19 protein-coding genes are annotated in these 21,208 nt (G+C 67.9%); 11 read left to right on the forward strand and 8 right to left on the reverse strand.

Features of this window, described 5'->3' with window-relative positions; genetic code table 11:
• Positions 1 to 10: 10 nt before the first annotated feature.
• The 4 genes from F7O44_RS15955 to F7O44_RS15970 all read left to right on the forward strand — a co-directional run bounded on the left by F7O44_RS15955 (position 11) and on the right by F7O44_RS15970 (position 4,610).
• A complete protein-coding gene (locus F7O44_RS15955; RefSeq protein WP_162451490.1) occupies positions 11 to 1,267 on the forward strand; it encodes an ABC transporter permease in 1,257 nt (418 codons plus the stop codon).
• Positions 1,268 to 1,417: 150 nt separating this feature from the next.
• Entirely contained in the window at positions 1,418 to 1,801 is a 384-nt protein-coding gene (locus F7O44_RS15960; protein WP_162451254.1) for a cytidine deaminase, read from the forward strand.
• 34 nt (positions 1,802 to 1,835) lie between these two features.
• On the forward strand, positions 1,836 to 3,206 hold the full coding sequence (locus tag F7O44_RS15965; RefSeq protein WP_162451255.1) for an MFS transporter: 1,371 nt from the start codon (positions 1,836 to 1,838) through the stop codon (positions 3,204 to 3,206).
• A gap of 78 nt (positions 3,207 to 3,284) precedes the next feature.
• Complete coding sequence (locus tag F7O44_RS15970) at positions 3,285 to 4,610, forward strand: thymidine phosphorylase (protein ID WP_162451256.1); 1,326 nt, start codon at positions 3,285 to 3,287, stop codon at positions 4,608 to 4,610.
• Positions 4,611 to 4,677: 67 nt separating this feature from the next.
• On the opposite strand, the gene F7O44_RS15975 is transcribed toward F7O44_RS15970, so the two are convergent.
• Positions 4,678 to 5,700, reverse strand: coding sequence for an RDD family protein (locus tag F7O44_RS15975; RefSeq protein WP_162451257.1), 1,023 nt, complete (start codon positions 5,698 to 5,700; stop codon positions 4,678 to 4,680).
• Between the two features lie 222 nt (positions 5,701 to 5,922).
• On the opposite strand from F7O44_RS15975, the gene F7O44_RS15980 reads away from it, so the two are divergent.
• Positions 5,923 to 6,924, forward strand: a complete 1,002-nt coding sequence (locus tag F7O44_RS15980) for a stage II sporulation protein M (RefSeq protein WP_162451258.1) — start codon at positions 5,923 to 5,925, stop codon at positions 6,922 to 6,924.
• 122 nt (positions 6,925 to 7,046) lie between these two features.
• On the opposite strand, the gene F7O44_RS15985 is transcribed toward F7O44_RS15980, so the two are convergent.
• The 7 genes from F7O44_RS15985 to F7O44_RS16015 form a co-directional block, all read right to left on the reverse strand.
• On the reverse strand, positions 7,047 to 7,763 hold the full coding sequence (locus tag F7O44_RS15985) for a GAP family protein (RefSeq protein WP_162451259.1): 717 nt from the start codon (positions 7,761 to 7,763) through the stop codon (positions 7,047 to 7,049).
• Positions 7,760 to 8,362, reverse strand: coding sequence for a TetR/AcrR family transcriptional regulator (locus F7O44_RS15990; protein ID WP_162451260.1), 603 nt, complete (start codon positions 8,360 to 8,362; stop codon positions 7,760 to 7,762). Before F7O44_RS15990 ends, F7O44_RS15985 begins: the two co-directional genes overlap by 4 nt.
• 209 nt (positions 8,363 to 8,571) lie before the next feature.
• Positions 8,572 to 9,867 (reverse strand): DUF58 domain-containing protein, encoded by a 1,296-nt coding sequence (locus F7O44_RS31175; protein ID WP_162451261.1) that lies wholly within the window; start codon positions 9,865 to 9,867, stop codon positions 8,572 to 8,574.
• Positions 9,867 to 10,859, reverse strand: a complete 993-nt coding sequence (locus F7O44_RS16000) for an AAA family ATPase (RefSeq protein ID WP_162451262.1) — start codon at positions 10,857 to 10,859, stop codon at positions 9,867 to 9,869. The genes F7O44_RS31175 and F7O44_RS16000 overlap by 1 nt, the downstream gene beginning before the upstream one ends.
• Positions 10,856 to 12,028 (reverse strand): DUF4350 domain-containing protein, encoded by a 1,173-nt coding sequence (locus tag F7O44_RS16005; protein WP_162451263.1) that lies wholly within the window; start codon positions 12,026 to 12,028, stop codon positions 10,856 to 10,858. The genes F7O44_RS16000 and F7O44_RS16005 overlap by 4 nt, the downstream gene beginning before the upstream one ends.
• A complete protein-coding gene (locus F7O44_RS16010) occupies positions 12,025 to 12,678 on the reverse strand; it encodes a DUF4129 domain-containing protein (RefSeq protein ID WP_162451264.1) in 654 nt (217 codons plus the stop codon). The genes F7O44_RS16005 and F7O44_RS16010 overlap by 4 nt, the downstream gene beginning before the upstream one ends.
• A complete protein-coding gene (locus F7O44_RS16015; protein WP_162451265.1) occupies positions 12,675 to 13,880 on the reverse strand; it encodes a DUF7847 domain-containing protein in 1,206 nt (401 codons plus the stop codon). The genes F7O44_RS16010 and F7O44_RS16015 overlap by 4 nt, the downstream gene beginning before the upstream one ends.
• A 123-nt stretch (positions 13,881 to 14,003) precedes the next feature.
• Between F7O44_RS16015 and mtrA the strand changes: the two genes are divergently transcribed.
• The 6 genes from mtrA to F7O44_RS16045 all read left to right on the forward strand — a co-directional run bounded on the left by mtrA (position 14,004) and on the right by F7O44_RS16045 (position 21,144).
• On the forward strand, positions 14,004 to 14,681 hold the full coding sequence (mtrA, locus tag F7O44_RS16020) for an MtrAB system response regulator MtrA (RefSeq protein ID WP_162451266.1): 678 nt from the start codon (positions 14,004 to 14,006) through the stop codon (positions 14,679 to 14,681).
• A 4-nt stretch (positions 14,682 to 14,685) separates the two neighbouring features.
• Positions 14,686 to 16,443 (forward strand): MtrAB system histidine kinase MtrB, encoded by a 1,758-nt coding sequence (mtrB, locus tag F7O44_RS16025; protein WP_162451267.1) that lies wholly within the window; start codon positions 14,686 to 14,688, stop codon positions 16,441 to 16,443.
• A complete protein-coding gene (locus F7O44_RS16030; RefSeq protein WP_162451268.1) occupies positions 16,436 to 18,175 on the forward strand; it encodes an LpqB family beta-propeller domain-containing protein in 1,740 nt (579 codons plus the stop codon). Before mtrB ends, F7O44_RS16030 begins: the two co-directional genes overlap by 8 nt.
• Positions 18,176 to 18,210: 35 nt before the next feature.
• On the forward strand, positions 18,211 to 18,918 hold the full coding sequence (locus tag F7O44_RS16035) for a ComF family protein (protein WP_162451269.1): 708 nt from the start codon (positions 18,211 to 18,213) through the stop codon (positions 18,916 to 18,918).
• Positions 18,919 to 19,098: 180 nt separating this feature from the next.
• Positions 19,099 to 19,782 carry a ribosome hibernation-promoting factor, HPF/YfiA family gene (gene hpf, locus F7O44_RS31920; protein WP_162451270.1) on the forward strand — a complete coding sequence of 228 codons (684 nt, stop codon included), beginning with the start codon at positions 19,099 to 19,101 and terminating at the stop codon, positions 19,780 to 19,782.
• A 150-nt stretch (positions 19,783 to 19,932) separates the two neighbouring features.
• On the forward strand, positions 19,933 to 21,144 hold the full coding sequence (locus tag F7O44_RS16045) for a winged helix-turn-helix domain-containing protein (RefSeq protein ID WP_162451271.1): 1,212 nt from the start codon (positions 19,933 to 19,935) through the stop codon (positions 21,142 to 21,144).
• The last annotated feature ends 64 nt before the right edge of the window (positions 21,145 to 21,208 follow it).

A 21,208-nucleotide genomic window follows, 5' to 3' on the forward strand; every position in this document is an offset into this window, starting at 1 on the left:
TCAACCCGCCATGCCGATTCAGACAGAGCCCGACGGCGTCAAGTACCAAGTGTCGCGGGTGCAAAAGGCGCTATTGATCGCCGGACTCGGCTTGGTGGCCATCTCGGCGGTGCGTGTCATCACCGGTGAGACGGTATTGACCAGCAGCGGGACGGCGCGCGCGATGCTCACGCTCGCCCTGCCCATCGCGATGTGCGCGCTGGGCGGACTGGTCGCCGAGCGGGCCGGTGTCATCAACATCGGTCTCGAGGGAATGATGATCCTCGGCACCTGGGGTGCGGGGTTCGGCGGCTGGCAGTACGGCCCGTGGGGAGCGCTGCTCGGCGCGCTCATCGGCGGCGCGCTCGGTGGGCTGCTGCATGCGCTGGCCACTGTGACCTTCGGTGTCGACCACATCGTCAGCGGCGTGGCCATCAACCTGGTGGCAGCCGGATTGGTGCGCTTCCTGTCCGAAGCCGTGTACGCCGACAGCACAGAGGGCGGCGGGCCAACCATGTCTCCGCCGCTGGGTTCGGTGGACACGTTCAACATTCCGATCCTGTCGTCCGGTCCAAACCTGCTCAGACGGCTGGAAGATACCGATCTGCCGGTGCTTTCCGACCTCGGCGGCATCTTGCACGGACTCACCAGCGGTCTTACGGTGTTCACGCTGATCATCGTCGCCATGATCCCGCTCGCGTGGTTCGTGCTGTGGCGCACGGCGTTCGGGCTGCGGCTGCGCTCGGCCGGGGAGAGCCCGGTCGCGGCGGAATCGCTGGGTGTCAATGTCTACAAGATGAAGTATCTGGCCGTGACCGCCAGCGGTGCGCTGGCCGGCCTCGGTGGGTTCATGCTGGTTATGTTCGAGCAGTCCTATCGGGAGGGGCAGACCGGGGGGAGAGGCTACATAGGTCTGGCGGCCATGATCTTCGGGAACTGGCGACCAGGCGGTCTCCTCGCCGGCTCCGGGCTGTTCGGTTACGCGGATGCGGTTCGGCTGCGGGCATCGACGTCCGCGGCAGTGCTGGCGCTGCTTCTGCTTGTCGGGCTGATCCTCGCGGCTGTGGGCGTGTGGGATCTCTACCGGCGCCGGTACGTGCTCAGCGCTGTCCTGCTGGTGCTTGCCGGGGCAACCATCCTGGCGTGGGGGACACTCGACGCGCTGCCGCGTGAGGTCACCACCATGACGCCGTACCTGGTGACCCTGGCTGTGCTGGCGACTGCCACTCAACGGCTCAGGCCGCCGGCGGCCGACGGTATGCGGTACCGCCGGGGCGAAGAACATTAACCGGTGATCATGAGCTGATTCGCGCTGGCGGCGCCGGTGATCGTGAGCAATATCCGGCCGCTATGGTGACTCAGATTTGCTCACGATCACCGGACGTGGAGCAGATTTCCGCTCATGATCACGGGCGGGGATGACGGGAGGACATGAGGGATGAACGAGACTTTCGACTGGGTGGGATTGCGCGCGGCGGCCGCGGAAGCGTCGTACCGGGCATACGCGCCGTACTCGTCGTTCCCTGTGGGCGCGGCCGCACTGGTCGACGACGGCCGCCTCGTCACCGGCTGCAACGTGGAGAACGCGTCGTACGGGCTGACGTTGTGTGCCGAATGTGGCTTGGTGTCGTCCTTGATCGCCACCGGCGGAGGCCGCCTGGTGGCGTTCAGCTGTGTGGGTGGTGAAGAGCGTGAGACGATCATGCCGTGTGGGCGTTGCCGGCAGCTGCTGTGGGAGCACGGGGGCCCGGAACTGCTCGTAGACACCCCCGAGGGCGTGCTGAGCATGTCGCAGGTGCTTCCGCAGGCGTTCAGCCTGTGACCGCGTCCGGCCGGCGTCACGGAGATGAGCAACCATGAGCAGGGTCTGCTCCGACGTGTGGACGTTGCTGCACCGGCCCGGGTTCAGGCGGCTGTTCGCCGTACGTATCGCCGGGCAGCTCGGCGACGGCGTCTTGCAGGTCGCCCTGGTCTCGTTCGTGTTCTTCTCCCCGGAGCGCCAGACCACGGCACCGGCCGCCGCCGCGGCCTTCGCCGTCATCCTGCTGCCGTATTCACTTGTCGGGCCGTTCGCCGGCGTGCTGCTCGACCGATGGCAGCGACGTCAGGTCCTGCTGTACGTCAACCTGCTCCGCGCCGGACTGACGCTGGTGGTCGCATGGCAGGTGATGAGCGACAACGTCGGCTTGCTGTTCGTCGCGACCGTGCTGCTCATGTTGTCGCTGAACAGGTTCATCCTGGCCGGCCTCGGCGCCTCGGTCCCGCGTGTGGTGCCGCGTCGTGAGCTGGTGATGGCGAATTCGATCGCGCCGACCGCCGGCGCGGTCGCTGTCATGACCGGCGTCGGCGTCGGGTATGTGACCCAGCGCTGGCTGCTCGGGTCGGAGGCCGAAAATTCTGCCGAGAGCCCGATTGTGATGGTCGGCGCGGCCGTCTATCTGCTGGCCGGCCTGTTGGCACTGAGGCTCGGGCGGCGATCGCTCGGCCCGGAACCGGGCGCCGTGCAGATCGCCGTCGGGCACGCGGTGCGGCAGGTGGCCAGCGGCATGGTCTCGGGCGCGCGGCACGTGGTCGCGCGCCGGCCGGCGTTTCTGGGACTGGCGGTGATGGCGTCGAGCCGCTTCTTCTACGGCCTGACGCTCGTCATGGCGATCTTGCTGGCCCGGAATCATTTCCACCATCCCGACGACGTCGACGCGGGTCTCGGCACGCTGGCGATGCTGCTGGGGCTTTCCGGGGCGGGCTTCGCGCTCGCCGCAGTGATCACACCCGCGGCGACCCGCCGGATGAGCAAACAGACCTGGGCGGTGACGTTGCTCGCCGCGGCGGGGATGATCACTCTCGCTCCCGGTGTGTTGCTGACCGTCCCGGCACTGGCGGTGGTGGCCACCGTGCTCGGGGTAGCCGCCCAGGGGGTGAAGATCGTCGTCGACACGGTGATCCACGAGAACGTCGACGACGAGTTTCGCGGCCGGGTCTTCTCGTTCTACGACGTGGCGTTCAACGCCACCTTCGTGGCCGCTGCCGGTGTCGCGGCGCTGTTCATGCCCGCGTCCGGGCACTCGTACATAGCTCTCGGCGTGATCGCCGCCGGGTTCGGGCTCACGGCGGCGGGCTACCGGTTCGCAGACTCCGGGTGGGCTGGAGCGCGCTCGCCGGCGCCGGTCCAGACGGCCGATGGAATGCAGCGGGCGGGTCTCGACGACGACACAAGCGCGCGACCCTAATACACGGAACCAGAGGCTGCGTGTTCGCTCGTTGCTGACGCGCTGGTCACCCGGGCCGGCGTCGGGCATCGTTAGGTCATGAGCAGCGCATCTGACTTCGACGCGGTCGACATCATCCGGTCCAAGCGCGACGGCGAGGAATTGTCCGACGCCCAGATCGACTGGGTCATCGAGGCCTACGCGCGCGGCGCTGCTGCTGGTGACGGCCGATCCGGCGCCATCGCGGACGAGCAGATGTCCGCATTGGCGATGGCCATCCTGCTGAACGGGATGTCCCGGCGGGAAATCGCGCGATGGACAGATGCGATGGTCCGCTCGGGCACCAGGATGGATTGGTCCGGAGTCGCCCGGCCCACCGCGGACAAACACTCCACCGGTGGCGTAGGCGACAAGATCACGCTGCCGCTGGCGCCCACTGTCGCGGCGTGTGGTGCGGCGGTCCCGCAGCTTTCCGGGCGCGGGCTTGGACACACGGGCGGCACCCTGGACAAGTTCGAGTCGATCAGTGGGTGGCGGGCGTCGCTGTCCGCCGCCGAGATGCTGGCCGTGGTCCAGGAGGCCGGTGCTGTGGTGTGTGCCGCCACCGACGACCTCGCGCCAGCGGACAAACGGCTGTATGCGCTGCGCGACGTCACCGGCACGGTCGAGTCGATCCCGTTGATCGCCAGCTCGATCATGAGCAAGAAGATCGCCGAGGGCACCGGTGCTTTGGTGCTAGACGTCAAGGTCGGCTCGGGCGCGTTCATGAAGGATGCCGAAAACGCTACGGAACTGGCGCGCACCATGGTCCAGCTCGGAACCGATGCCGGGGTGCGCACGGTTGCGCTGCTGACCAACATGCAGACGCCGTTGGGCCTCACCGTCGGCAATGCGCTGGAGGTGCGCGAATCCGTCGAGGTGCTCGCCGGTGGCGGGCCGGAGGACGTCGTGGAGCTCACGGTGACGCTCGCACGCGAGATGCTGGCCGCCGCCGGCCTCGGTGAAACCGATCCGGCCGACGCGCTCAAGGACGGCTCAGCCATGGACGTCTGGCGGCGGATGGTGATGGCGCAAGGCGGGGCGCCGGACGCGCCGTTGCCCAGCGCGCGGGAGACTCACACCGTGCTGGCCCCCGCCAGCGGCGTGCTCGCTCAGCTCGACGCCTACCGGGTCGGCGTAGCCGCCTGGCGCCTCGGCGCGGGACGCGCTCGCAAGGAGGACACTGTCCAGGCCGGAGCCGGTGTCGAGATCCATGCCAAGCCCGGAGCACATGTCGCTGGGGGTGAGCCGCTGCTGACGTTGCACACCGACGAGCCACAGCGGTTCGAGCGGGCGCTGGAAGCACTTGAGGGCGCTTACGAGATCGCGCCATCCAATGCCAGGCCGGACCTGCTGCCGTTGATCATCGACCGGGTTACGGCCTAGCCCGGCCGCCGCTCACGACAGCCTTCCGGCCGTGCGGCCATGAAGACTGTCGTTCGAGGGAGCTGGATCAAGCCGGCGGCACGAAGCCGCTGCTGTTGCGCGTCGTCTCGGCATTCTGGCCGGCCGACCGGTCAGAATGGGCCGGGCCTTCTTCGCGGCCGGCGTCCCGCGAGGGGGAATCGTCGTTCGGTCGTGTGTTGCCGGCGGGAGCGCCGGGTAGTGCGGGCAACATGCCCGCAGGGTGGGCTGGTGCCTCTGGCGCGGATCCGGTTCCGGGCGATGCGTCGCCGGGTGTTGTGTGAAACGGCGAGCCGGTCGGCGCGTCGGCCCGTGGTGGAGGTGTGGATTGCCCGGACAGCCGGACAGTTTCCCGCCGGCCTCGCTCGCCCAGCACAGCTGCCAGGTACGCCGGCGCGGAAACTCCCGGTGGTGGCTGAGGGCTGACCACCGAGGCCACCTGTCCGGCGATCCTCGCACCGAGACTGTCGCGGATCTCCGGCGCCATCTGCTGCCAGCGGATGAGATAGTTCCGGGCGTCGAGTGCGAGATCATTGGGCAGCCGCGACAGGTCGAGAGTGCGGGCCCAGCCCGCGAGTTCCGATGGGACGGCCGGCAGCCCGGGTTGTTGCGGGATCCGTTCGCGCAGTACGACGGTGCCGGCCATGACATCGCCGATCCGTTTGCCGCGTTGATTGAGCAGTGAGCAGAAGATGGCGCCGACACCGAAGGTGACGACGAAGTCGGTGAAGACACCGTTCAGGGCCCGCACCAGCGCATGACGGGCGCGGATCGGTCCGCCGTCGTCGCGAACCACCCGGAGCCCGAGGACGAACTTACCGAACGACTTGCCGCGGGAAAGCGTCTCGATCGTCGCAGGGACGGCCACCAGCAGGGTGATCGTGGTGGCCAGACCGAGCGCGGTGGCCAGAGCCGCGTCGAGCGCGGGCAGTACGGCGCCGGCGAGCGCGTAGAGTCCCAGGCCGCACACCGCGTAGACCGCGGCGTCGATGGCGATGGACAGCGCCCGCGACGGAAGCTTGGCCAGTCGGAGTTCGAGGGGTACTGCCTCGCCGGTCACCACGTCGTTCATACCGACCAGTCTGCCGCACCAGCGGATCTTCCCGGGCACGGGACAGCAACTGGAAACCCGGAGCCTCCTCGAACAACGCCTGGCTTCTCCGCGCACGCGCAACTCCGTGTGATGAGCTTCTCCGTCATCAGCCGGGGATTGGTAGCGTCAAGGGCGTTGGCTGTGTGGCCGTCAATCGGGCCTGTGTGCCGGTAGCGTTGTTTGATCGTCGAAGGGACACGTGTGGACGTCGAGGCATTCGTGGCCGCTCACCAGCATGAGTGGGACCGGCTTGAATCGCTGCTGCGGCGCCGCGGCCGGTTGTCCGGGGCTGAGGCTGACGAGCTGGTCGGGCTCTATCGCCAGGTGTCCACTCACCTGGCCATGGTGCGTTCGTCCGCGCCGGACGCCGTGCTCCTGGGCAAGTTGTCGAGCCTGGTGGCCCGGGCACGCTCGGCTGTGACGGGCGCGCGAGACCCGGGGTGGAACGACGTCGTCCGGTTCCTGACGGTGAGTTTCCCGGCTGCCGTCTACCAGAACCGGCGCTGGTGGATCACCGTGGCTGTCGCCTTCGTCGCACTCACCACGGTCATGGCGTGGTGGGTCGCGGCGAACCCGGACGTGCAGTTGGCGATCGCGGCTCCGGAGGAGATCCGCCAGCTCGTCGAGCATGATTTCGAGGACTACTACTCGGCACAGCCAGCTGCTTCCTTCGCCACGCAGGTGTGGATCAACAACCTCTGGGTTGCCACAGCCTGTCTGATTCTCGGGGTGTTCCTCGGCGTGCCGGTTGTCGTCATCTTGTTGCTCAACGTCGCCAACGTCGCCGTCTCGGGCGGTCTGATGGCCTCGGCCGGGCGGCTGGACATCTTCCTCGGGCTGATCACTCCGCACGGGCTACTTGAACTCACGGCCGTGTTCATCGCTGCGGGCGCGGGGTTGAAGGTCGGGTGGACGGTGATTGATCCCGGGCCGCTGCGGCGTACCGATGCGCTGGCCCGTGCCGGCCGCTCAGCTGTGGGGCTGGCGGTCGGCCTGGTGGGGGTGTTGCTGATCTCCGGCATCATCGAGGCGTTCGTGACGCCCTCGGGCCTGCCGACGTGGGCACGCATCGCGGTGGGTGTGGCCGCGCTGGTCGCGTTTCTGGCCTACGTCTGGACCTACGGACGGCGTGCGGTGGCCGCCGGTGAGGTCGGCGATCTCGACCGCGCCGCCCGCGGCGACGCCCTCCCCACAGCCGCCTGACCCGCTGTCGCTCCGCCTAGATGATCATGTTTGGTGGGTTTTCTCGTGCAGCACCATGGGTCCAGGCATGGTGATGCACGAGAAAACCTGTGTCGGCCGACCGCCATGGGCAGGGGACGTGGCTAGGCGACGAGCAGATTGATGATGGCATTGACGCTCAACCCGATACCGATGCCGCCGACGGTCCACCCCACGGCCTTGGCGTTGTGGCGTGTAAACCAGGCATTGATCTTGGTCAGTGTCGCTTCCGCCTTACTGTGCCAGGCGATCCGGACGACGGTGAGGACAACCGCGGGCATAATCATCAGCAGGCAGTAGCCGGCTAGAGCGGTGCCGTAGGCGGCGGGGCTGAGGTCTGCGGCGGTGAGAAGTCCGATGGCCACGAGATATGGCAGCATGGTGGCCACCTCAATGCTGGTGGCGGTCACGGCAAGCTTCGTCAGGGTGCCCGTGCCACCCTGACGGTTCTCCGTAATCGCCTTGGAACGCCAGGATTGTAGCCGTCCGGGGGAGTCGCCCCGCTGCTTGATGCGCGCCTCGAGCCAGTAGCTGAGCGCGATGATCGCCAACCCCAGCACCAGTTGTGCCAGGCGCAACGGTGTCTCGGGGATGCTTCCCAGCGCGTTCTGCCCGGCCTGGAGTGCGGCGTCGGCACCTGCGGCCAGGGCGAGGCCGATGACGAAGTAGAACGCGGCCACCGTCCCGAGGTAGGCGGCGATGCGACTGGGGCGGATCCGGCCTGGTGCGAGTAGAAGCCAGATGGGAATGAGGAGAGTCCCGAAGCTCGTGCTGTCGATCAGGCTGAGCCCGGCAAGTGCGGCGACGAGCCCGCCGCTCATGGCGCACCGTCCCGGAAAAGGCGGTCGATGTACGTGTGAAGCGCGGCCCGAATGACGGCCCGATCGTAGTGTGACTTGCTGGCCACCTGATTGAGCGATAGACCGTCGACGAAGGCGGCCAGCGTGCGCGCCTCCAGGCCTGCGTCGACGGATTCAGCCAGTTCGCCGGCCCGCTGGGCGCCTTCGAATGCACGGTGTAACCCGTCGACGAGCGACGCGACCGCGCTCAGATGTGTTTGCTGCTGTGCGTCATCGCTCAGTGACGATTGTACGAACGCCAGCCATACTCGGCTCTCGCGCTCTCGTTCGTCGTCGAGTGGGAGCAGTGCCTCTGTTATGCCGACGACTACATTGCGGACCGGGGGTTCGATCGGTACCGAGTCGACACGTTGGATCGTGCGCTGGTAGACGTGCTCGATGCCGAAGCGCAGCAGCTCATCTTTGGTCTTGAAGTAGCGTTGCACGAGCCCGACGGAGACGCCCGCAGTATCTGCGACGCGCCGGATGGTGGTGCGGTCCAGTCCGTGCTCGGCGACACTGTGGAGCAGCGCATCAGCGACCTGGCGCCGGCGGTCGTTCTCGGAGAGGTGTCGTGTCATGGAAAAATAATACCGACATATTTTTCCGAAGCAAATACGCACCCCACCCGGTTGCGCCATGCTCATGACTCGCCGGCTGGATAAGCCGGGTGGCGCCGAGGATGGGCCCGCGCCTGATCATTGCTCGGGTTTCTCGTGCCTTGATAGGCCTGCAGGCATGGTGACGCAAGGGAAAACCCACCAAACATGATCATCTAGGCGGGGCAGGGTCAGAGTTGGCCGGCGGCCTTGAGATCGAGGTAGGCGTCGGCCACAGCCGGTGGTAGGTCGTCCGGATCGGCGTCGACCACGTGTGCACCGCGCCGCCGCAGCATCTGTGCCACGTGTTCGCGGCCGCGGCGGTCGTGTTCGGCGGCCGCGGCCGCGTAAACGGCGGCCGAATCGCCACGCGCGGCAGCCATCTCGGCCAGCCGGGGATCGGCAACCGCGGCGACCAGGACCGTGTGCCGCCCGGCCAGTGTCCCCACCACCGGGAGCAGACCCTGCTCAACGGTGCCTGAATCGATCCCGGTGATGATGACGACGAACGCGTGCCGCCCGGCCCGGGCCCGGATCTCGGCGGCTAGACCGCGATAGTCGGTTTCCAGCAGTTCGGGCTCGACGGTGGCCAGCGCGTTCACCATTCGCGGTAGCACCTCGCTGGCCGCCGGCCGTTCGACCGCCGCCCGCACCCGGCGGTCGTATGCCAGGAGTTCGACCCGGTCGCCCGCCCGGGCGGCCAGGGTGGCCAGGAGCAGTCCGGCATCCATGGCGGCGTCCAGTCGCGGCGCGTCGCCGACGCGGCCGGCCGACGTGCGCCCGGTGTCGAGCACGACCAGCACGTGCCGGTCGCGTTCCGGGCGCCATGTGCGTACGACGACGTCGCCGCGCCTCGCGGTGGCCCGCCAGTCGATGGACCGGGTGTCGTCGCCGACGACATACTCGCGTAGGGAATCGAACTCGGTACCCGCGCCGCGGATCTGCACCGCCGAGCGGCCGTCGAGCTCGCGCAACCGTGCCAGCCGCGACGGCAGATGCCGGCGGGCATGAAACGGAGGCAGCACCCGCACGGTCCACGGCACCACATGTGAGCCTTGTCGCCCCGCCAATCCGAGCGGGCCCATGCTGCGGACGGTGACGCGGTCGGCGGGCCGGTCACCTCGTCTGGAGGGGAGCAGCTCCACGGTGACCACACGCCGTTCCCCGGGCGGGATATCGACGTCGAAGCGGTCAAGCACCACACCCGCTGACGGCGGCCAGGCGTCGCGTAGCACGCCCCGAACCCGGCGGCGGCCCTGGTTCAGCACGGTGAGTGTGACGGTCGCAGAGGCACCCAGGCGCACGGTTGTGTCGCCGCTCCGGGTGAACCGCAGCGGACGCACCGGGCCGGCCAGCGCGGCGTCGACGACGACGATCAGCAGGACCACACCGGTGGCGGCGAGGATGCCCGTGAACGTCGGCATCGCGACACCGACGACGACGGCGGCCAGCGCCGCCAGCAGTGCGACTCCGCCGGACAGAACCATCAGCGCGGCACCGGGACTGTCGCCAGAATCGAGTCCAGCACGGAGTCGGCGCCGATGCCCTCCATCTCCGCTTCGGGGCGCAGCGCCAGCCGGTGCCGCAATGTGGGCCCGGCCAGCGCTTTGACGTCGTCGGGGGTCACGAAGTCCCGCCCGGACAGCCACGCCCATGCGCGTGAGGTCTTCAGCAACGCCGTGGCGCCACGTGGTGAGACGCCGAGCTGCACCGACGGCGAATCCCGGGTCGCCTGGCAGACGTCGACGATGTACCCGATCACCTCAGGGGCGATACGAACCCCGGAGATGGCTGCCCGTCCCGCTTCCAGGTCCGCTGGAGAGGCGACGGGCCGCACACCGGCGGCGGCCAGATCGCCGGGATCGAACCCCTCCGCGTGCCGCTGCAGGATGCTGATCTCGTCGTCACGACCGGGCAGCGACACCGTGAGCTTGAGCAGGAACCGATCCAGCTGCGCCTCCGGCAGCGGGTACGTTCCCTCGTATTCGACGGGGTTCTGGGTGGCGGCGACGACGAACGGATCGGGCAGTGCCCGCGGGGTCCCGTCGACGGACACCTGCCGCTCCTGCATCGCCTCCAACAGGGAGGACTGCGTCTTCGGTGGCGTCCGGTTGATCTCGTCCGCGAGCAGCAGATTGGTGAAGACGGGCCCGGCCGAGAACGAGAACTGAGCGGTGCGCGCGTCATAGACCAGCGATCCGGTGACGTCACCGGGCATGAGATCCGGGGTGAACTGGACTCGCTTGGTGTCCACTTCCAACGACGCGGCCAGAGTGCGCACGAGCAGCGTCTTCGCCACCCCGGGAACACCTTCGAGCAGCACGTGGCCGCGGCAAAGCAGCGCAATCACCAAGCCGCTGACGACGGAGTCCTGCCCCACGACGGCTTTGGCCACCTCCTCGCGCACGGCGCTTAGCGCGGACCTGGCTTGCTCCGGGGAGCCGGACGAGCTGGTTGCGGCATCGGACGCTTCGGTCACGATGAACGTACCTCCTGTTCGAGTGCATCTAGCGTGTCCGCGAGGCGGACTAGTGCGGCGTCGTCTGCTGGGTCGGAGCCTATGAGTGCATCGGCGACGTCGGGGGGTGCCCAGGTGGAGTGAGCGGTCACGGCGGCGACGACCTCGTGGGCGGGAGCGCCCGGGGGAAGTCCGAGCCGTTGCTGCAGCCGGCGAATGGTGGCGTCCCGGAGTATGGCCGCGGCATGCCCCCGCGAGCGGCCGCGGCGGTACAGACGAGCACGCCCCTCCGTGGCCTCCGCGGCCCGGACGACGACCGGCAGCGGTTCGGCGACGACGGGACCGAGGCGCCGGGACCGCCACCAGGCGGCGAAGGCGACCGCGATCACCAGTTGCCACGACACCGCCACCACCCAGTCCGGAAGCAGCTCGGCGACGCTCTGTTCGGTGCCCGGCGGTGGCTGGTAGCTGGGCCGGTACCAGATCAGGTGGTCGTTCTGCCCGAGCAGCCCCATGGCCAGCGCGGCATTCCCGTCCTGGTCCAGGTACCGGTTGATCAACGGTGCGTGTGAGCCGAGCAGGACGAGCCGGGCGTCGCCGGCGGTGCTGCCGATCAGTAGCGAACCGTCGTAGCACGTGGTTGTACCGGCCGGGCCGTCGTAATACCGCACGCCGAGCCGGACCGTCCCGGCCCGTTCGGCCACGGGCAGGTCACAGTTGGGCGCCAGGACCTCGTCGAACGACTCGCCGGAGACGGTGTAACCGGGCGTGAACTCGTCGAGCCGGGTGGGCGCGACCAGCACGAGGTCCAAACTGCTGGCGGCCAGCTCGTCGAATTGTTCTGAGTGCAGCCGGTCCGGCTCGGTGACGAGAATGGTGCTATCGGTTCCCGCGGCAGCCACGGCGTCGTTGTTGGTGCGTACCGGCGTAACTTCGACTCCCTGTTGCTCCAGCACGCGGATCAGTGCGCGGGCGCCGTTGGCATTGACCCCGTCGGGATCGAGGAAGCCACGGCCGGTTCCTTGCAGGATGGTGATGACCGAGGAGAACACGATGAGGACCGCCACCATCAGGATGGGGAAGCGCCATCGCCGGAGCCGTTCGCGCAGATCAGGGCCAACGGGAGTCGGGGGCGCTGGGGCGGGCGACGCGGCAGGCGGCGCCTGAGCTGTGGTCGCGGATGCGCTCATCGGGGTACCGCCAGCGAAGGGCTGGTGCCGCCAGGCTCTTGCGGCCGGGCGCCACGCACAAGGCGGTCCAGCTCGCGCAGCACGGCGTCGTCGTCGGACGTGCCCTGCCGGCCGCCGTAGAGGACCTGGTCGAAGAGACGGGCGCCTCCGGCGAGTGCGGAGGCCGCCTCCGGCAGGCGTTCACCGGCGCTGCGGGCGGCCTCGTCTGCCGTACGTCCGACCTGGTGATCGATGACAACCCGCTCTTCGAGGTGGACGACGACGCCTCGAAAGCGTTCCAGCACCGCTGTTGTCCAGTCACCGGCGTCGGCCGCGGCGTCGGCGGCCTTGCGGTGATCCGCGGCCGTGCGGCGTTTCCCGGCGAAGATCGGATCGCTTGCCGCCTTGCGCCGGGCCAGCGGGCCGGTGCGCAGGACGACGAGCACCGCGGCCGTCACGATGGCGACCATGATCAGCACGATGGCCAGGCCGCCGGGGATCAAATCGGAAGCGCCGCTGATCAGGCGGTTGAACTGCTCCAAGATCCATTCCAGTACCCGTGCCGGCAGCGACGCCTCTCGCTGGTAACCCGGCTGCGACAGTTCATGGCGGGCGAGGTCTTGTGCCTCCTCCCGGTCGAGTTCGACCGGAGCGCTGGCCAAAAAAGTCATTGCGAACCCGGCTGCGTCCCTCCTGGGTCGTAACCCTCGTGCCGGCCAGGGAGCTCCACGTTGGCCGCGCGAGCAAGCTCGATGTCGAGTGCCTCGCGGCGAATCCGGCGGTCGACGTACAGCAGCGCCGTGGCGCCGGCACTGAACGGCGCGGTGATCGTGGTGCTGACGATGCCGCCCAGGGTGCTGATCATCAATGCGCCGAACGACATCCCGGCCATGGTGAACATGTCTCCGTCGCCGAACGTTGCTGGCAGGCTGAACGGCACGTTGACCACCTGGGCCACGATGAAGACGATGATCATCACCAGGAGCAGGATGGCGAACACTCGCCACCACGAGCCCGTGACCAGGCGGCTGGAACGCCGCAAGGATTCGATGACGCCGATCGGTACGGGGTATCCGTTGCCACGTGACGTGGTCTCCAGCATCAGCGCCGGGGTAGACAGCGCGAACCGGACGTAGAGCCAGATGCCGATCAGCATGGCCGCGAGCCCGCCGAAGACAAGGAGCGCGACGGCAGCGCCGGCGTTGCCGCCAGCGGCTACCGCGATGGCTCCGGCCATCACGGCCCAGATCGCGCCGCTCCAGATCAGGGTGTAGAGAAGCGTCAGCCCGAACAGGCGGAGCAACCGGGGCTTCGCGTGCTGCCACGTTTCGGCGAGAGTGAGATCCTGTCCGATGACGGCCCGGCCGACGACGACGGTCAGCATGCCGGTGAGGAAAACGGTGCCCACCCAGGTGACGAACAACAGGATGGCGGCGCCGCCCAGGGTGGTCCCGAGGAAGTCGAGAGCTTCATCCGCGGTGATGTCGCGGCCGAGATCGTCCAGGGCGGTGGCCTCGCCCAACAGCACCCAGATGACGAGCATGCCGATGAGCTGAGTCACGACCGCCACGGCAGCCGAGAGCCCGAGCATCACCCGTGGGTTGCGCCGGATGGTGGTGACGGCACCGTCGAGAATCTCCCCGACACCGAGCGGCCGCAGCGGTACGACGCCGGGTTTGACGTCAGGGGCACGCCAGGACCAGCCAGGGGCATTGGTCCAGCCGTTCTGCTGATCGTGTGCACCACCGGCAGGCGGTTGGCCCGGACCACCGGGAGAGGGCTGGCCACTGGCAGGGGGTTGGCCACCGGGCTGCTCCCACCCGCGACCGCCGTCAGGCTCACCCCACCCGTGGGGGCCATCGGTTCCCGACATCGGTTCCTCTCTCTCGGATCGCCCGCCGTTGGTTGTCTCCAAGTGTGCCGTTTCCGAAGTCATCATTGCACTTGGGAGGGCATGTGCTCGCAGTTGGGCGCTGGGAGTGTCACCATATGGACTATGAAGGGACGTGTGCTCATCGTCGACGACGACACCGCGTTGGCGGAAATGCTTGGGATCGTGTTGCGCGGGGAGGGGTATGAGCACGCCATAGTCACGAGTGGCGACGACGTCATGCCGACGTTCTGGGAGTTCAAACCCGACCTCGTCCTGCTCGATGTCATGCTTCCCGGCCGCGACGGTATCGACGTCTGTAAGGAGATCCGCGCCGAGTCCGGGGTGCCGATCGTCATGCTCACCGCCAAGACGGACACCGTCGACGTCGTGGTCGGTCTCGAATCCGGGGCTGACGACTACGTGGTCAAACCGTTCAAACCCAAGGAGCTCGTGGCCCGGGTCCGGGCCAGGTTGCGTCGCACCGACGACCCCAAGCCGGAAACGCTTCAGGTAGGCGACGTCACCATCGATGTAGCCGGACACTCGGTGAAGCGCAACGGCGAGCCGGTCTCGTTGACGCCGCTGGAGTTCGACCTCCTGGCGTGTCTCGCCCGTCGCCCGTGGCAGGTCTTCACCCGTGAGGAACTGCTCGAGAAGGTGTGGGGCTACCGGCACGCCACGGACACCCGATTGGTCAACGTCCATGTCCAGCGGCTGCGCTCCAAGATCGAGAACGATCCGGAACGCCCTGAGATCGTCGTGACTGTTCGCGGCGTGGGCTACAAGGCAGGGGCAGGTTAGGCAAATGGCCAGCGCGCTCGCGCGTCCATGGCAGGCGGTGCGTGGGGCATGGCAGCGGTCCATTCAGGTTCGGGTCATCACGGCGACGCTTGCGCTCTCGCTCGTCGTCGTGATCCTCCTCGGCGCCACTCTCATGCGGCAGATCAGCGACGGCTTGCTCAACGCCAAAGCCGACTCCGCCGTGGCCGAGGCGTCGGCGGGCATCGACTTCGCGCAGAGTCACCTCGACGCCGCCGCTGACACCGCGACTGGCTCCTGGAGCCCGCTGTTACGAGACATCGGCGACCGGTTGGCCAACAGCGGCAGCCAGTCCGGCTCGGACGAGGCGCTCTACGAGGTTGTCCTGCTCGGATCGGAAGACAACGCGGTGTCCATCACCTCCGATGGTGTCGAGCTCCAATGGGCCCGTGAGGTGGTGCCGCAGGAGCTTCGCGAGAGCGTGCAGGGTGAGCCCCGGGTCTTCCGGACCTACACGGCCATTCCACGTGGCGATGCCGTTGAGGCGGACGACGACGGTCTGCCCGTCCTCGCGGTGGGGGGACAACTCACCACTCCGACCGGTGATGACTACGAGCTGTACTACCTGTTCCCGCTCACCGAACAGCAGGACGCGCTCGATCTGGTCCGTACCGCTCTGGTCACCGCGGGGCTGTTGCTTCTCCTCCTGCTCGGGGCGCTGGCTTGGCTGGTCACCCGGCAGGTGGTGACGCCGGTGCGGCTGGCCGCACGGATCGCCGAGCGGTTCTCTTCCGGCCGACTGGCCGAGCGTATGGTGGTACGCGGGCACGACGACCTCGCCCGGCTGGCGAGCAGCTTCAATCAGATGGCCGCTAGCCTGCAACACCAGATCGGGCAGCTCGAGGAGCTCTCCCGGATGCAGCAGCAGTTCGTGTCCGACGTGTCGCACGAGCTGCGGACCCCCCTCACAACCGTCCGGATGGCCGCCGACGTTCTGCACGAGTCCAGAGGCGACTTCGATCCAGTGGTGCGCCGCTCGGCGGAGCTGTTGCAGACGCAACTGGACCGGTTCGAGTCGTTGCTCAACGATCTGCTGGAGATCAGCCGGTTCGACGCCGGTGCGGCCGTCCTCAGCGCTGAACGACATGACCTGCGCGACTTGGTCCATGCCGTCGTAGACGCGGCCGAGCCGCTGGCTGAGCGGAAGGCGAGCCGGATCATCGTCGACATGCCGTCCTATCCTTGCGTGGCAGAGATCGACGCCCGGCGCATCGAGAGAGTTCTGCGCAATCTCGTCGTCAATGCCGTGGAACACGGTGAAGGCCGTGATGTGGTGGTCCGGGTGGCAGCCGACGACGACGCCGTCGCGGTGGCCGTCCGGGATCACGGAGTCGGGCTGAAGCCGGGTGAGTCCTCGCTGGTCTTCCACCGGTTCTGGCGGGCCGACCGGGCACGAACCCGAACCACTGGCGGCACCGGCCTGGGCCTGTCGATTTCTCTCGAGGACGCCCGGCTGCACGGTGGCTGGCTACAGGCCTGGGGCGAGCCAGGGGAAGGCTCGAGGTTCCGTCTGACGCTGCCGCGACGGGCCGAGGCGGAGCTGACCTCATCACCGTTGAGCTTGGTGCCTGAGGAACTGGGCGGGCAAGTGGTTCAGGCGCCCGGTGTCGGATCGGCGTACCGGCAGCTGAGTCCGTCCGGCGGGGTTTCGTGGACCGAGACCGAAGAAGTACAGGCCGACGCCTCTACTGGCGGGCCGGGAGAGGCCGACGTCCCGGCCGCGGAGGTGAGCCGAGGTGGATGAAGCTTCCCGTCACTCTTGCCGGCACTCCTGTCCGCGTGGACTCCTGGGGTGCCTGGCTGTCCTGACAGCGGCAGGACTGCTGACGGCGTGTTCGGGGATTCCGACGTCCGGCCCGATTGTCGCCGGGAACCCGGTGCGCGCGCAGGAACAGACGTCGTCGATGGCGTTCAGCCCGGGTGCTCCACGCGCGGGTGACGATCCGTCGGGCATCGTCTACGGCTTCCTGGACGCCCTGAGCGCCTACCAGCCCGGATACGAGATCGCGCGAGAGTTCTTGACGCCGGATGCGGCGGCCGCATGGGATCCGACGGAGGGCATCACCGTGCATCGCGGCTCACGCCCGACACTCGACGTCGTCGACGATTCCTACGTCCAGGTGACCATGACGGTCTCCGGGGAGGTGGGCAACGACGGCTCGTACTCCGTCGAGGATGCCGGCTTGACCCGTGAGCTGGACCTTCCTGTCGAACGGGTGGCGGGCGAGTGGCGTATCTCGGATCCGCCGGCGGGCACGATCATCTCCGAGGACAACTTCCAACGGGAGTTCGAGCCGCACAACGTCTGCTTCTTCGACCCAGCCTTCGACGTGCTGTTGCCTGATCCGGTCTACGTGCCCAAACGCGGCCATGTCGCCACGCTGCTCGCGCAACAGCTGCTCGACGGTCCGTCTGACTGGCTGGATCCGGCGGTGCGCTCGGCGTTCCCGGAGAACGCGAGCCTGAGCGTCTCCAGCGTGCCGATCGAGACCGGTATCGCCACGGTCGACCTGTCGGAGAACGCGCAAGACACCGAGCCGATCGAGCGGGCACGGATGGCCGCGCAGCTCGCATGCACCCTGGCCGGCTTGTCCGAGGTGACGCAGGTGCAGTTGAACGCCGCCGGCGTGTCTTTGCTGTCCCAGGACGACGGCGCGGGCGGCACCGTGGACTATGAACGCTACGATCCGGATCGGGCCAGTGCTGGCGGACGGCTCTTCGCCGTTCAGGACGGCGGTATGAACCTGCGCGTGGACGACGAATTCCGGCCGGTGCCGGGGCCGCTCGGTACCGCGGAAGACCTTGTCGAGGTGGCCGTTCACCAGGACGGCGATCGCGCGGTGGCCGTCGGGGCTTGGGGTGACGAACTCCAGGTCGCCGGCCTCGACGCCGAGGCTCCTCTCAGCACCATCCTGCACGGGAGCCGGCTGACCTCGCCCGCCTGGGACCGCAACGACTTGATCTGGGCGGTCAATCAGGACGGCAACGAAGGTGAAGTCGTGGCTGTGCGTCCTGACGCGACGCCCGTTGCCGTCCGGGGTCCGGACCTCGAGATGCGGGACGTGGACCGGCTCGCGATCTCGCCGGACGGGACCAGGATGGCGCTGGTGATCGACGGTATCGCCTACCTGGCGGTGGTGGTCTACGACGGCGAGGCGCAGGACTACGTCTCGATCGAGCAGCTGCGCCGGATCGGTCCCGACGGTGTCGCACTGGATGTGAGCTGGGCGGGGTCAGAACGTATCGTCGTTCTCGTCCAGGACGAAGATGCGGAAGAAGTCCCGGAGTCGTACATCCTCGATGTTTTCGGCGCCGTGCGGTCTCCCCGTGGCCCGGTGCCCGGTGGTGCTGTCTCGATCTCCGCCGGGGCTCAGCAGAAGCTGGTGGCGGTCACCGAAGGCGGCCACATCATGGAGAACGACTCCCGGACCCATTGGGTCAACATCGGCGACGGAACGAGCACTGCGTATCCTTGACGCTTGTTCCTGGCCAGCGACAGGTGTGACGCCAGATGCTTCTGCGTGAACGTTTGAGCGCGCTGGCTTCGGCCGGCGGGGAGCTCATGCTCGGTACGGCCTGTGCCGGATGTGGTGCTGAGCCTGGCCTGATCTGCTCCGACTGCCGCGCCGAGCTATTAGGTCCAGCCGCCGCGGGGCAGGAGCTGCCGGGCGCGGAAGGCATCCAGTTCGCGGGCACGGCGGCTTATGCCGGTGCCGTGGGAGCGATGATCGTCCAGCACAAGGAACGTGGCCGGCTGGCGCTCAGCCGGCCGCTCGGTGATGCCCTGGCGATCGCGGTGACCGCTGTCCTCGCGGGCGACGGCGGCTGTGCCGAGTGTGGCCGGCGCACGGTCGCGCTGATTCCCGTCCCCTCCCGGCGGTCCACTTCGCGCAAACGTGGACATGATCCGGTCTTGCGGATGGCGCGAAGGGCCGCGTCGGTTCTCCGGCGGGCCGGGCAGGACGCCACGGTGGTGGCTGGACTCCGGCACGTGCGAAAGGTCGACGACCAGGCGAGCCTCGGCAGGACTGCCCGGGCGGCCAACCTCTGTGGCGCGATGGCGGTGCGTGCCCCGGTGCCCAAACTGCTGAACGGCCGGTGCGGAATCGTCGTCGACGACATCGTCACCACCGGGTCGACATTGCGTGAAAGTGTGCGGGCCCTGACCGCTTCCGGGCTCGTACCCTGCGGCGCAGCCGTCGTCGCCGTCGCCCGCTGACACCCGCCCTGGTTGCTGTGACGTGACGAACATTCGAGATGGACGTGTATAGCTAGCGTCGACGAGCTAACGTTTGTGCATGGCACCCGTTGTCCGTTCGTCGATTCGGCAGGACGCCCGGGTCGCTGTTCTGCTCGCGGGTGCTCCCTCGACCGCGTACCCCAGATTGGGAGGTCCCGAGTGGATATCGTCGTTAAGGGCCGTCGGATAGACGTGCCGGAACGCTTCCGCGATCATGTATCCGAGAAGCTCTCCAAGCTGACGAAGTTCGACCATAAAGTCATGCGTGTTGACGTGGAAGTATCCAAAGAGCGCAACCCTCGTCAGTCGGGCCAGTGCGACCGTGTCGAGCTCACCGTTTACTCCAAGGGACCGGTTATCCGTGCGGAGGCCGCCTCCGCGGACAAATTCGCCGCATTGGATCTCGCGCTCGACAAACTGACCGCACGGATGCGTAAGGCTGCCGATCGACGCCGAGTGCATCGAGGCAACCGCACGCCCACCTCCGTAGCCGCCGCGACCGCTTCGCTGGCTGAGCCGGCCGGCGCCAGCTACCAGTCCTCCGGCCCGGCCGCCGTACCGGCGCCGCCGACGGTGGTGGAGCCGGCCCCGGAGTACGAGCCGGCGCCGATGTCGGAGCCTATCGCGGAGTTCGACCCGGACGTACGGATCGAGCGAAACGGGCCGATGGTCGTGCGTGAGAAGACGCACAAGGCCACCCCGATGACGCGGGATCAGGCGCTGTACGAGATGGAGCTCGTCGGTCACGATTTCTACCTCTTCGTCGACGCCGATACCAAGATGCCGAGCGTGGTGTACCGCCGGCACGGTTATGACTACGGAGTGATCCGGCTCGACGTCTAGACGAGCCCCTGATCGGTGATCGTTGGCGGTTCTGTGCCGCCGCAACGTGATCGTTGGCGGGCCGTGGCGGTGCGGTAGCAACCCGAAGCCGCCAACGATCACCGAGACACCAGCCCGACGCTGTCGGTTGGCGTTGGTAACGTCCGCGGCATGGCACGACCTGAGACACTCAGCCAGGCGGCCGCACGTCGTATCGCGCTCGCGGCACAAGGGTTCGCTGATTCACGGCCGGTGCGGCCGGACCGGCGCACCCTTCGCCGCGTCCTTGACCGGGTCGCGCTCTTCCAGATCGACTCGGTCAACGTGCTGTCGCGCGCGCATTACCTGCCGCTGTTCTCCCGCCTTGGGCCTTACCCGCGTTCGTTGCTGGATCAGGCCGCCAACCGATCGCCGCGGCTGCTGTTCGAATACTGGGCGCATGAGGCTTCATTCGTTCCGGTCCGCTACCAGCCGCTGCTCCGGCACCGGATGGCCGAGGCCGACGATGCCTCGTGGGGACGGATGCGGCAGCTCGCGCGGGAGAAGCCGGACTTCGTCGAGTGGGTGCTCGACGAAGTCAAGAGACTAGGCCCGGTCACTGCCGGTGAGATCCAGGACGACGCGCCGGCGTCCAAGGACCACTGGGGATGGAACTGGTCGGACACCAAGTCCGCCCTCGAATACCTGTTCTGGGCCGGCCGAGTTACGGCAGCCGGCCGCAACAGCTCATTCGCCCGACTCTACGACCTGCCTGAACGGGTGCTGCCTGCCGAAGTCTTCGCCGCGCCGACGCCGTCGGCCGAAGAAAGCTACCGCGAGCTCATCCGACTGGCTGCCCGGGCGCACGGCGTAGGCACCGAGCAGTGCTTCCGAGACTACTTCCGCCTGTCACCCAAACAAGCGCGCACCGCTGTGGCCGAGCTTGTCGAGGCGGGAGAACTGCTGCCGGTCGAGATCGAGGGCTGGAAACGGCCGGCCTTCCTTTTCTGGGACGCGCGCATGCCCAGACGGATCAACGCCCGGGCGTTACTGAGCCCGTTCGATTCACTCGTCTGGGAACGCGCTCGCACCGAAGCGCTGTTCGGTTTCCGGTATCGGCTCGAGATCTACGTGCCCAAACCCAAACGCGTGCACGGTTACTACGTCCTGCCATTCTTGCTCGGCGATCAGCTGGTGGCCCGGGTCGATCTCAAAGCGGACCGGCAGGCCGGTGTCCTCCGGGTCCAGGCCGCCTGGGCCGAGCCGGAGGCCCCTGGTGAGACTGCCGCGGAGCTCTCGGCAGAACTCATCTCCATGGCCCGGTGGCTCGAGCTGGACGACGTCGCCGTCGCAGGTCACGGTGATCTCGCGCCCGCATTGGACGTAGCGGTCCGTCGTTCTTAGTCCGCACCCCGCACCACATCGTGGCCTTCCCGAGTGGTCACCTCTCGGCCGGCCGGCTTCCCTC

Source organism: Phytoactinopolyspora mesophila (genome assembly GCF_010122465.1).
In the GTDB taxonomy this organism is placed as follows: Bacteria; Actinomycetota; Actinomycetes; order Jiangellales; family Jiangellaceae; genus Phytoactinopolyspora; species Phytoactinopolyspora mesophila.

Bases quoted from the DNA above. Each gene is read 5' to 3' on its own strand.
- mtrA (WP_162451266.1), top strand. From the start codon at position 14,004: ATGAAGGGACGTGTGCTCATCGTCGACGACGACACCGCGTTGGCGGAA.
- F7O44_RS15985 (WP_162451259.1), bottom strand. From the start codon at position 7,763: ATGAGCGGCGGGCTCGTCGCCGCACTTGCCGGGCTCAGCCTGATCGAC.
- F7O44_RS15960 (WP_162451254.1), top strand. From the start codon at position 1,418: ATGAACGAGACTTTCGACTGGGTGGGATTGCGCGCGGCGGCCGCGGAA.
- F7O44_RS16010 (WP_162451264.1), bottom strand. From the start codon at position 12,678: ATGACTTTTTTGGCCAGCGCTCCGGTCGAACTCGACCGGGAGGAGGCA.
- F7O44_RS15955 (WP_162451490.1), top strand. From the start codon at position 11: ATGCCGATTCAGACAGAGCCCGACGGCGTCAAGTACCAAGTGTCGCGG.
- F7O44_RS15970 (WP_162451256.1), top strand. From the start codon at position 3,285: ATGAGCAGCGCATCTGACTTCGACGCGGTCGACATCATCCGGTCCAAG.
- F7O44_RS15975 (WP_162451257.1), bottom strand. From the start codon at position 5,700: ATGAACGACGTGGTGACCGGCGAGGCAGTACCCCTCGAACTCCGACTG.
- F7O44_RS15990 (WP_162451260.1), bottom strand. From the start codon at position 8,362: ATGACACGACACCTCTCCGAGAACGACCGCCGGCGCCAGGTCGCTGAT.
- F7O44_RS16015 (WP_162451265.1), bottom strand. From the start codon at position 13,880: ATGTCGGGAACCGATGGCCCCCACGGGTGGGGTGAGCCTGACGGCGGT.
- F7O44_RS16035 (WP_162451269.1), top strand. From the start codon at position 18,211: ATGCTTCTGCGTGAACGTTTGAGCGCGCTGGCTTCGGCCGGCGGGGAG.
- F7O44_RS16045 (WP_162451271.1), top strand. From the start codon at position 19,933: ATGGCACGACCTGAGACACTCAGCCAGGCGGCCGCACGTCGTATCGCG.
- F7O44_RS31175 (WP_162451261.1), bottom strand. From the start codon at position 9,867: ATGGTTCTGTCCGGCGGAGTCGCACTGCTGGCGGCGCTGGCCGCCGTC.
- F7O44_RS16005 (WP_162451263.1), bottom strand. From the start codon at position 12,028: ATGAGCGCATCCGCGACCACAGCTCAGGCGCCGCCTGCCGCGTCGCCC.
- mtrB (WP_162451267.1), top strand. From the start codon at position 14,686: ATGGCCAGCGCGCTCGCGCGTCCATGGCAGGCGGTGCGTGGGGCATGG.
- F7O44_RS15965 (WP_162451255.1), top strand. From the start codon at position 1,836: ATGAGCAGGGTCTGCTCCGACGTGTGGACGTTGCTGCACCGGCCCGGG.